The organism is uncultured Campylobacter sp. (assembly GCF_937997535.1).
Classification (GTDB): domain Bacteria; phylum Campylobacterota; class Campylobacteria; order Campylobacterales; family Campylobacteraceae; genus Campylobacter_B.
Map to the genome: position 1 here is coordinate 1 of NZ_CALKTT010000051.1, position 10,737 is coordinate 10,737.

The window sequence follows — 10,737 nt, forward strand, 5'->3', positions numbered from 1 at the left end:
AGTGGGAGTTGATCCCTTCGAGTCCGATTTTTGCAAATATCGCAGTCAGCGCCGCCAAAAGCGTATTCTCGCTTCGCCTAACGCTAAGAGAGATCTGTTTAAATTCCACTTCGACGCTCCTCAAAAACAAATGCCAGCGACGCAAGCGCATCCATCGTCGTTTAAATTCCAATTCGATGCCTCTCAAAAAAGCAAACTTTAAGCCCAAACCTACTACTCTAAAAATTCAAATTTTACAAATAAGGATACTGAATGAAAAATTTCATATTTTCCGCACTTTTGGCTCTTGGCATCGCAGGCTGCGCCGTAAGTACCGCTCCGACGCCTGCAGACAACTTACGCTCGCTAAAATCCGAGATTGTAAACTACACTCGCCAAAGCTCCACAGCTTACGTATATACGTTTAAAGACCTATCCAGCGGCGAGCTTTACACCGCTCGCGCAAGCAGATACTATGCGGCTGCAGGAGATACTGCCTATATAAGTACCGCTTCAGGCGCTATCACCGATATGCGAATCATCTCGCGCAAAGCGGGTTCCGTTGCTCCGCGCGCTTATGATATCGGTAAAATCGAGACCAAACAAATGCATAAAAATGACGCTATTGCTGTACCAGAGAGCGAAAATATTAGCTTTTAATCCCACGCGATTTTTAACCGCTGCGCCCTTTAAGGTAAGCGAGCCTGCTTTCACAATTTGAGATAAACGTTTTTGTGTTTGCTCTCTACTCTTATGAAGGCAATAGTTTCTGTTCTTAATCATGGCGGGCTGGCGCGATTTGCTTGCGCTTTAAAGTCCGCTGATTCTTTATGCGATTGCCTGCATAAATTTTATATTTTATAAGTTGTGGAATTTTATATTTCACAAAATTCTGTACTACGCGTCTTGCTTCTATGGCTAGGTTAGCATTTCCTATTCGCTTGCTTCGTGCTTAAGATTTCTTACTGCGTGACGCTATTTTGTCCACAAAATTCTATATTATAGAAATACAGCCACGCTAAAATTTTAATTCGAGGAATTCTTATAAATTTTCTTTCTCGCAGTTTTTCACGGACTGCTCGTTTTCAGTGCAGTATTCCCCGCTGATAAGATGCTGCGTGGATTTTTAAAACCCACGCTTTGCAAATTTCGTATCTTGAAATTTTATCCATAAAATTCCGCATCGTAAAATTTTATCAAATTTCTCCCGCATGAAAGAGGTGTTGCCGTCTGTTTACCGCAGCCTGATATAATCCCCACATCGAAATTAGAACTCCTTTCAATAATCGGCGAGACCTGTGCGGGTCTCGCTTTTTTTATGCCCTTTAAATTTGGATTTTCGGTAAATACTCGGTAACAATTTGGTAAAATTTTAGTATTTTTCAGCATATTTTAAGCATATAATTTGTCATTTTGTGCTACTATTGCGCTTACAAACTTTTAAAGGAGTTCAAAATGAAACTAGTTAAACTTAGTTTAGCGGCAGCAGTCGCTGCAGGTGCTCTTGCTATGAGTGCAAGTGCTGTTCCGTTAGAGGAAGCTATCAAGGATGTGGATCTAAACGGATACGCTCGTATGCGATATACACACAATAATGAATCCGATAAAAATGTCCACCGCGAGAAATCTAGTGTCTGGGAATTCAAATCCGAAGTAGATTTCAAAGCTAAAATCGACGATAACTTTTTCGGTGTAGTCGGTGTTAGATTTATGGATAGAGATAACGGTCAGACTTTTTCATCTTCAGACGGTGTATATCTTCAGGAGAAAAATGAAGAGGACGATGAGTCTCAATTTGATATTGCCAAGGCCTACTTAGGATATGCTATTGGCGGCACTACGATTACAGTTGGTCGCCAGGGTATAGGTTCGTTCTTTACGGATGATATGTATGGGGACGGTGTTAAGATTACTAGCACCGATATCGAGGGGCTAACTCTTATTGGCTTTTGGATGGACTCTTTAGAGAATGATAGTGATATTGGCAGCCTTAAGTGGAAAAGGGCAGGAGCAATGGCTCCATTAGGAGGAAAATTAACTACCGATCACAATCTATATGGAGTAGGAGCTATGGGCTCATACGATCCTGTGGCTTTCCAATTATGGTATAACTCCTTAGAAGATGTAGCCGATCTTTTCGCTGCAGAGTTAGCATTTAACTTTGATATTTCCGATGATTTCAATATTGGCGTAAAAGGTCAATATGCATTTTCTGATTTTGACAAAGCGTCTTATGGCCATTGGAATAATATTCCTGTTCCACCAGTATTTGTTACAGAGACTGATGTAGGTGATGCAGATTTTTGGGCTGCAGAGGCTAGTATGGGTCTATTCGGTATCGATTTAGCTGCAGGTTATTTGAGATTCGAGCCTGATAACAAAGATCGCGCTTCTTTTGTATCCTTTGAAGATCAAGGCTCCTTTATTAGCCCGGGTGAGCAGTTGCTAGATTATACGAACTTTACCGGTAAAAATCATTATTGGTATGCAGTAGCAGGCTATACTATTCCTGATACTGGTATCAGAATCGGTGCCGATTACTTAGATGGTAAGTCAGCCGGTAAAGATGCATACGAGGCAGTAGGTAGAATTTCTTATAAATATAATGAAAAGCTAAGCTTCAAAACTTGGTATTCGCACTATAAGATTGATGGTGCTGCAGGGGCTGCCGATGAGAAAAATGATCGAATTAGATTCGAGGCTAAATACAGCTTTTAATTATTTACCTTATACGGGTAAAATTAGGGCGAAGCTTTTGCTTCGCCCTTTTTAAATTTAAAACCAAGGTTTTTTATGAAAATTTTTAAAATTTCTTTTTTAGCATGTTTTTTTACTTTCGCTATAAATGCTGCGGATAACACAAACGACGATACATACGTATTTGAAGCCAAAGGAGAGTTTGCCAAAGAGCTAAAATCCCTAATCGAAAAACATTCTAAAGATGAAAACATAACCGTAAATATCTACAAAAGCGCTCCTGCCGCAGGCAGTAAAACCCATAGCGGCAAGGTAAATCGAAATATAAATTCTTTAAAAGAAAGAGGCGGAGCGATCTTTGCCGAGAAGTGCGCTTCTTGCCACGGCGAGAACGGGCAAAAAAAAGCCTATGGAGTATCGCGTAAACTCAAAGATCTGGATGCCAAGGAGATCTCGATAGCTATTTCGCAATACACCACGGATCTAAGCTATGGCGGCAAGATGAAAAATATTATGCAGCTGATCGCTGCCAAGACAAGCGCTACGGAGCTAGGCTACATTATCGCTTATCTAAAGGGCGACGATTCATTCCTCTACGATAGCCCATCTAGCAGAAGTGCGAATACCGAAATTTCCACTGCCCCTAGTGAGCAGGGCTCATACCTAAAATAAAGGAGCGTAGATGAAAGTAGCGATCGTTTTGGCAAACGGTTTTGAAGAGATCGAGGCGGTAAGTCTGATCGATATTTTGCGTCGCGCGGATATTGATGCGGTATCCGTGGGGCTGGATAAGAAATGCGTCTGCGGCACACACGGCGTAGAGATGATCGCCGATGAAATTTTAGACGATATAAAAGTTTCGGAATTTGATATGATCGTTTTGCCAGGGGGTTTGCCCGGTGCAGAGAATTTAGCCAAAAGCGAGAAGCTCGGTAAAATCCTGCGCGACTTTGATGTAAATAACACAAAAATCGGTGCAATATGTGCCGCTCCATGGGCGCTAGCTATCGCAGGTGTGCTAAAAAGCTCTTACACTTGTTATCCAGGTTTTGAAAATCAGATCGCCCACCCAGGCTATACGAATTCGGCGAATGTCGTAAAAGATCAAAATATAATGACTTCGAAAGGTCCCGCTACTGCGATGGAATTTGCGCTGCAAATCGTTCGCGAGTTAAAAGGCGAGCAGGTTTATTCCAAGCTAAAATTCGATTTGCTTTTTAAATAAAATTTCAAGTGGGGGCCGATTCTAGCGCGCTTTATTTTGCCATCTGTAAAACGGGGTGTGCCGATTTTGCTGCGCCTGAGAATTACAAATTTTATCTTGCCCTACACGTATAAAATAGCCACAATATTTATTCTGAGTATCCGTAAACGACGAATGGAATTCTCACAACCCAAATTCTAAATCGAAAAACGCAAAAGGCTTTATGAGGAGCAGATGAAATTTTATTGGAGCTAGTCGCTACTGAAACTAAACCTTACCGTCGCGACGGCGTGAAGTGTAAGCATAAAAATATTTTAGACGTAGGCTCTCAAGCAGACATCCCCGAGTTGAATAAATTTTAGTGCGGCACCTTTGCGATACGCTCGCTAGCTGAAACTAAACAGATTGCTAAAACGTGCTAAATAAGGGGTAAGTGGGATCGATGTGACCAAAAATGATAAGATCACGCTGGATATAAATTTGATCAAATAGCGATGGCAATGTGTCAAGAGGCAAAACGACGCAGTTTTTGAAGGTTTTGTTGGCAAAGCACAGATCTATCGGGAAGCAGATAAGCTTGCAGTGCGCGACGAAAGTGTCATTTAGAATTCCTAAAAAGGATAAAATTTAGCGCTTCTTTAAAATATTGTCGTTTAAAAATGTCGCGCTGCTTTGTATCGTTTTGATAACGCGGTCTTTAGAATTTTGCATTTTGTCGGGTGTAGGTCTGTGTGCGATCAAATTTACGCGCCCGATTTTCGCCGTGAAATAAAAAATTCCCAGTATCGTCGCGTTTAGAAACACTCCAAAATATATCCGTTCTAACCCCCATATCCCTATGCTGGCGGCATGAATGGGCACAAAAATTATCGCGATTAAGATCGGATAATAATCCGAAATTTTATTTTTGGCAAGGATTACGGTCGTAACGATGGCGTATGCGATGAGCGTAAAAGGAGAGATAAGCAAGAGTGCAAAAAGCGCGTTTATGCGCTGATAATCTTCGTGCCCGATTAAGACGCAAAAGCTACAAAACGCGAGCGTTATGAGAAAAAATAAAGGTAAAATCCACCGCGTTTTCACGTCGCGCCCTTTAAGCAACGATAAAAAGAGCAGATGAGAACCCAGCGCAATACAATAATAATCAAATATAACCGATGAGCTTAGAAACGTGAGCGGTATGCCGAGCAGTGCACCCGGCCCGTCAAAATATATCCCACTAAACATGAGCCACGTGATAAAGAGCATAAAAGCATATTTCAGACCCGCGTAAGTGGCGCAAACACAGATACCAACAAGGATAAATCGTATAAATTTGCTCATTTGTCTTTTTCCTAAATTTAAGTGATTATAGCAAACTGCGAAAAACAAACGGCGCAAAATTTTAAATTTAGCCAGTGCACTCGCCGAATCCACTTCCGATTACGAACTCATGCGCAAGAGAACCTGCCAATGCCTTCGTATTATTTCATCCGCGCCCGCGCCGCAAGATAAAATTCATAAATTCTAAATCCGTTTTGCGTTATCATTGCGCTAAATTTAAAATTTTACGCAAAGGAGCTGATATGAAAAACACGGCATTCATCACGGGCGCTACGAGCGGCTTTGGCGAGGCGATCGCCAGGGCGCTTAGCGCGCAGGGCTATAAGATCATCGCACTCGGGCGTCGCAAAGATCGGCTGCAAAAGCTAGCCGGCGAGCTAGGCAATACGCACATTATCACCGCGGATATTCGCGATAAAGCTGCGGTGTTTGACGCCGTGAGTGCGTTGCCTGAAAATTTCAAAGACGTCGAGGTGCTCGTAAATAATGCAGGCCTTGCGCTAGGACTTGAGGGGATCGCGCAGACGCCCGTGGAGGATTTGGAGACGATGGTCGATACGAATATCAAAGGCGTGCTGTATTCGACCAAGGCGGTGCTGCCGCTGATGATCGCGCGCGGCAGCGGCTATATCTTCAATCTCGGCTCGACTGCAGGCGCATGGCCATATCCGGGTAGTCACGTTTACGGCGCGAGCAAGGCGTTTATCAAGCAGTTTAGCCGCAATATCCGCAACGACCTGCGCGGCACCGGCATCCGCGTGACGGAGATCGCTCCTGGAATCTGCAAGAGCGAGTTTAGCGAGGTGCGCTTTAAAGGCGACGTAGCGCGCGCTGCGGCCGTGTATGAGGGGGTCAATGCGATCCTGCCAGAGGACATCGCGCAGATCGTGCTAAGCTGCCTAGCGATACCCCGTCGCGTAAATATCAACGTGATTGAGGCGATGGCGACGCAGCAGAGCTGGGCTGGGCTTTTTATCGAGAAGCATTAAATTTTAAGGCGAGAAAATGAAAAAAATTCTATTACTAATGTTTTTATCGGTTGCCGCGTTTGCGGTAGATGACGCGACGAGGCAGCATAATGCCGAGCTTTTCGGTATCTGGACGCTGGTGCCGCCCGTCGTGGCGATCGCGCTTGCCTTTATCACCAAAGAGGTGATCCTGTCGCTTTTCATCGGCGTTTTTAGCGGCACTTATATGCTCGCCGTCGTTAACGACAATCCGATCTCCGCGCTTGTGGGCAGCTTTACCGATCTGGTCGCGCGCGTGGTGGGCTCGATGGCCAGTAAAGGCAACGCGGGCGTGCTTTTGCAGGTGCTTTGTATCGGTGGCGTAGTCGCGCTGATTAGCAGGACGGGCGGCACGAAAGCCGTGGCGCTTTGGATTAGCAAGCGCGCTAAAACGGGTATCTCGGCGCAAATTTCAACGTGGGTTATGGGTCTTTTCGTATTTTTTGACGACTACGCAAACGCACTGATCGTAGGCCCAGTCATGAGGCCGATCACCGATAAATTTAGAGTTAGCCGCGAAAAGCTCGCCTTTATCATCGACGCTACCGCCGCACCGATTGCGGGCATCGCGCTAATTTCTACCTGGGTAGGGCTCGAAGTCTCTTTGATAAGAGCGGGATATGATCAGATCGGCGTACAAAACGTAAACGCCTTCTCGATCTTCGTGCAAACCATGCCGTATCGCTTCTACAATCTTTTTATGCTTGCTTTCGTAGTTTACGTGGCGTTCATGCGCAGGGATTTCGGGCCGATGCTCTCTGCCGAAAGGCGCGCAGCGACCGGCGAAATCCACTCTAAAAATTCTAACATCGCCGAGCTCGAAGATAAAACGTTAGAGCCCAAAGATGGGATCAAGCCGCAAGCTTCAAACGCCGTTATCCCGCTTATAGTGCTAATCTGCGGCGCATTTGCGAGCTTTTATTTTAGCGGGCTAAGCAAACTTGAAGGCGATGCTCTCGCAGCCGCAAAAGCCGCTCCGCTAAGCTTTGCGACGCTTCAGGCGACGTTCGGCAACGCAAACTCGTCGGTCGCGCTTTTTCAAGCGGCGCTTCTTGCTACGGTCGTGTCTATATTTATGAGCGTTTACCGCAAAATTTTTGACATCAGAGAGGCGATCTCTACGTGGATCAAGGGGTGGAAGACGATGATCGTCACGATCGTGATCCTGTTGCTTGCCTGGTCGCTCAGCTCTGTCATCAAGGAGCTCGGCACGTCGCGCTATCTAGTCGATATGCTAAGCCAAAATACGCCGAAATTCTTGCTTCCGGTAGCGATTTTCGTGCTGGGCTCGTTCATTAGCTTTTCGACGGGTACGAGCTACGGCACGATGGGAATTTTGATGCCGCTAGCCATACCTTTGGCAAACGCCGTAGGGCTTCATTACGGGCTTTCGGGCGATGCGCTTCACGCCTATATGATCGTAAATATCTCGGGTGTGCTAACCGGCGCGATTTTCGGCGATCATTGCTCGCCGATTTCGGATACGACGATCCTTTCGTCGATGGGCGCGGGCTGTGATCATATCGAGCACGTAAAGACGCAGATGCCTTACGCTCTATCCGTCGGCGCGGTCGCCACCGTAGTGGGTTATCTGCCCGTAGCGCTAGGACTTAGCGTCTGGATCGCGCTACCGATGGGGCTTGCCGTTACGTGGGCTCTCGTGCGGTTCGCAGGTAAAAAGATAGAGGAGTAGCTCTCGCAAATTTTAAATTTGCTTTTAAATTTTGAATTCCGCAGCGATGCGGAATTCTGTCCGGCGGAATTTTGCTTTATCCCGCAGAATTCCGCTCTGTAAAATTCCGTCGCGCGGATAAAATTTTAAAGCGAAATTTCAAAACGCGCGGGCAAATTTTAAAAGCCAAATTTAACTAGCCGCATTAAAACGGTGTGTGCGCCTACAATTTAAAATTTTCAAAGTAAACGGATAGTAGAATACCGATAAATTTCAAACAAGGAGAATGAAATGAAAAATCCTAAGATGTTCCTCTGGGGGGGGGGTGTTAGCTGCTTTATTAGTTGGTTGTGGTGACGATACCGAGGTAAAGACCAAGGAATATTACGACATTCATCTAAATGAGGCTAAAGAGGTTTACGCAAAGTGTGATTTTAATACCCTTAAAGATGGAAGCAACTCCTATAAAAATTGCGTGAATGCCAAAGAATCGGTCAGTGATATAAAAGTTATGACGGTAGAATACTATGAAAAGCATATAGAGGAAGCTAAAGAGGTAGAAAAGAATTGTGATTGGGATAAGATAGAGGAAGGTAGTAAAATGCACAAGAATTGTGAAAATGCGAAGAAGGCGCGAGAAATGTATGATGACAAAGAGGGGTTAAGACAGATAACTAGAGGGCGGAATTAAAAAATCGTAGGCTTAGAGGATAAAAAGTTTTTCTCGGGGAGAAAATAAGATTTTAATATTATTTCAATATTAAAATTCCTCTTATGCTCTATGCGTAAAGCTCATTTTAACTTACTCTACACCGAAGGCGTGGAGTAAGTTCGCTCTACGCGGCTTAGAATTTTGCGGTATAAAATTCCTCCTGCGAAACGATACGGCGCGAAATTCTACTTTACGGATTTTAAAATTTTAAAGTTTGCGAGATTTGGCTGCTGCAGAAAGGCTTGCGAGCTTTGCGGCGCCGCAGAATTTTATCATTTTAAAATTTACGCAGTGCGCTGGTCTAAATTTCTCTCGGCGGCGGTTTGCACGCCGTGCTAAATTTAACTTCGCGCGCACTTTATCCGCTCTCTAGTCTAAATTTAAAATTTCAAATCCGCAGCGATAGTTCGTGCGACGCGAGGTAACTCCTAACATACGGTGATCTCGGCTTACGCTATTAAATTTGAAATGGTGGCGGTAATGACGGCATTTGTGCGTCAAATTTTAATTTTCGCGCGCCGGGTGGTAGCGAGACACCATTGCTCGCACGCCGTTGCGAAGCCACTTCTAAATCGCCGAGCCGAGTTAAATTTTTGCGCGTTGAAATTTTAGCCTATGCGGCGCGATTTACGAAACGGCGAAATTTTGAGTCTGCGCTGCGATTTATAGCGCATCAAAATTTTAACTTTCACGGCACGATCTGCGATGCGCTAGAATTTTAATTTGCGTGGTGCGATCCGCGACGCGATAAAATTTCAATCCGCGCTGCGGCGCACAGGCGCACCATCTAGCTAATCCCTCGCATCGCATCAAGCCGCTTTAAAAATATCTCCACCTTGTGTAGTTGCGCCGCATCTAGCGCCCTGCTCGAGTAAAAATACTCCACGCTGTTGCCGTTTGGATAATTCACTCGCGAAATACCCGCCTCTTCGCTTCGCGGCTCAAATTCTAAGGACAAATCCGCGCCGCCTCGAGAATAAAGCTTGAGCTGTGAATTCGCATCTACGGCGCGTGGCGACATGCGGCATTTGTCTTCGTCGCACTGCTCTACGCCGTGAGCATCGCCTGCCGACCCTCCGCCGCTCTTGCCGCACTCTTCTGCATTATTTTTGCCGACATAGCTTTCGTTGCCCCCTCCTGCGTCCTGCTCGCTGCGAGCGCTTTTATCGACCCCCTCGTCTTGCTTGCTCTTACCCTTTATGCTCTGTCCGCCGCCCGCGTCTCGTCCTTCTGCGTCAAATTTGCCGGCTTGCGCCGACGAATTCGTATCAAATTTTGCGCCGCTGCCCGCGTTAAATTTAACTGCACGCGAGGGCAAATCCTCGATGCTAGCAAGCTTTAACCCTCTGCCCAGCTCGCTTGCAAGGCGATTTAGCGTGCCGTCTATGCCGTCGATGATGCGTACGTGAGACGGCAAAATTTCGCGCAAAACGTCCTTAAAATAGTTAAAATGCGTGCAACCAAGCACGAGCGAACCGAGGCGCTCAAGCTCAAATTTAGCTAGCTCCTCGCTCAGATACGCCCGAACCGCGGGTGAGTCAAACTCCAAATCCTGCGCAAACTTCACAAGGCGAGGTAGCGGCAGACTCCACGTCTCGCACTCTAGCCGCCCCACGAGGCGCGCGAGCTTTTCGCCGGCGATCGTTAGCGGCGTGGCGATGAGCAGCGTCGGGCGCGCGCCGAAGCTGTCCGCAGCGAGCTTGACGGCGGGCTCCATGCCGATGACGGGCACGCTAAATGCGCCGCGAAGCTCCGAGATGGCTGCGCTCGTGGCGGTGTTGCAAGCAACGACGACCGCGTCCGCGCCGCGCGAGACCAGAAACCCGACGGCATCGAGGCTTAGCCGCACGATCTCGGCTCTACTTTTCGTGCCGTAGGGGACGTGATCCTCGTCGGCAAAATACAAAAACTCCGCCCCGCTAAACCGCCGCAAAGCCTCGGCTAACACGCTTAGTCCGCCGATGCCCGAGTCAAAAAACGCTATTTTCAAATCTTTAATCCAAAGTTAAATTTCAAAAAAGGGATTATAGCTCAAATTTGCGCAAAATCTAAATTTAGACCGATTTAGCGGTTGCGGGGCCGGTAAATTCTCGCCGCCTCGTTAAAATTCGCGGCAAATTTAATCAATTTTTTAGGGGGGGGG

General features: G+C 46.2%; 9 protein-coding genes. 7 read left to right on the forward strand and 2 right to left on the reverse strand.

The genetic code is table 11. The features are described from left to right. The first annotated feature begins 252 nt into the window (after positions 1-252). The 4 genes from Q0117_RS05155 (at position 253) to Q0117_RS05170 (ending at position 3,901) form a co-directional block, all read left to right on the forward strand. Positions 253-639, forward strand: a complete 387-nt coding sequence (locus Q0117_RS05155; protein WP_297923430.1) for a hypothetical protein — start codon at positions 253-255, stop codon at positions 637-639. A 795-nt stretch (positions 640-1,434) separates the two neighbouring features. Further along, on the forward strand, positions 1,435-2,697 hold the full coding sequence (locus Q0117_RS05160) for a major outer membrane protein (RefSeq protein WP_297923432.1): 1,263 nt from the start codon (positions 1,435-1,437) through the stop codon (positions 2,695-2,697). A 75-nt stretch (positions 2,698-2,772) separates the two neighbouring features. Further along, the gene (locus tag Q0117_RS05165) at positions 2,773-3,348 is read left to right on the forward strand and encodes a c-type cytochrome (RefSeq protein ID WP_297923434.1); all 576 of its coding nucleotides are present in this window, start codon (positions 2,773-2,775) and stop codon (positions 3,346-3,348) included. 10 nt (positions 3,349-3,358) lie between these two features. After that, entirely contained in the window at positions 3,359-3,901 is a 543-nt protein-coding gene (locus Q0117_RS05170) for a DJ-1 family glyoxalase III (RefSeq protein ID WP_297923436.1), read from the forward strand. A 606-nt stretch (positions 3,902-4,507) separates the two neighbouring features. Here Q0117_RS05170 and Q0117_RS05175 read toward each other — a convergent pair. Further along, complete coding sequence (locus tag Q0117_RS05175) at positions 4,508-5,203, reverse strand: hypothetical protein (RefSeq protein ID WP_297923438.1); 696 nt, start codon at positions 5,201-5,203, stop codon at positions 4,508-4,510. 242 nt (positions 5,204-5,445) lie between these two features. On the opposite strand from Q0117_RS05175, the gene Q0117_RS05180 reads away from it, so the two are divergent. From Q0117_RS05180 to Q0117_RS05190, 3 genes are all read left to right on the forward strand, one after another. After that, a complete protein-coding gene (locus Q0117_RS05180) occupies positions 5,446-6,192 on the forward strand; it encodes an SDR family NAD(P)-dependent oxidoreductase (protein ID WP_297923440.1) in 747 nt (248 codons plus the stop codon). Positions 6,193-6,208: 16 nt separating this feature from the next. Beyond that, complete coding sequence (locus Q0117_RS05185; RefSeq protein WP_297923442.1) at positions 6,209-7,903, forward strand: Na+/H+ antiporter NhaC family protein; 1,695 nt, start codon at positions 6,209-6,211, stop codon at positions 7,901-7,903. Between the two features lie 304 nt (positions 7,904-8,207). Continuing rightward, positions 8,208-8,573: an EexN family lipoprotein gene (locus tag Q0117_RS05190; protein WP_297923444.1), complete on the forward strand. Its 366-nt coding sequence runs from the start codon at positions 8,208-8,210 to the stop codon at positions 8,571-8,573. An 808-nt stretch (positions 8,574-9,381) separates the two neighbouring features. Here Q0117_RS05190 and murI read toward each other — a convergent pair. Then, positions 9,382-10,584, reverse strand: coding sequence for a glutamate racemase (gene murI / locus Q0117_RS05195; protein WP_297923446.1), 1,203 nt, complete (start codon positions 10,582-10,584; stop codon positions 9,382-9,384). Between the last annotated feature and the right edge of the window lie 153 nt (positions 10,585-10,737).

What these genes read in the sequence shown, in the direction of transcription:
- Q0117_RS05155 (WP_297923430.1), top strand. Translation starts at nt 253, where the DNA reads ATGAAAAATTTCATATTTTCCGCACTTTTGGCTCTTGGCATCGCAGGC.
- Q0117_RS05160 (WP_297923432.1), top strand. Translation starts at nt 1,435, where the DNA reads ATGAAACTAGTTAAACTTAGTTTAGCGGCAGCAGTCGCTGCAGGTGCT.
- Q0117_RS05165 (WP_297923434.1), top strand. Translation starts at nt 2,773, where the DNA reads ATGAAAATTTTTAAAATTTCTTTTTTAGCATGTTTTTTTACTTTCGCT.
- Q0117_RS05170 (WP_297923436.1), top strand. Translation starts at nt 3,359, where the DNA reads ATGAAAGTAGCGATCGTTTTGGCAAACGGTTTTGAAGAGATCGAGGCG.
- Q0117_RS05175 (WP_297923438.1), bottom strand. Translation starts at nt 5,203, where the DNA reads ATGAGCAAATTTATACGATTTATCCTTGTTGGTATCTGTGTTTGCGCC.
- Q0117_RS05180 (WP_297923440.1), top strand. Translation starts at nt 5,446, where the DNA reads ATGAAAAACACGGCATTCATCACGGGCGCTACGAGCGGCTTTGGCGAG.
- Q0117_RS05185 (WP_297923442.1), top strand. Translation starts at nt 6,209, where the DNA reads ATGAAAAAAATTCTATTACTAATGTTTTTATCGGTTGCCGCGTTTGCG.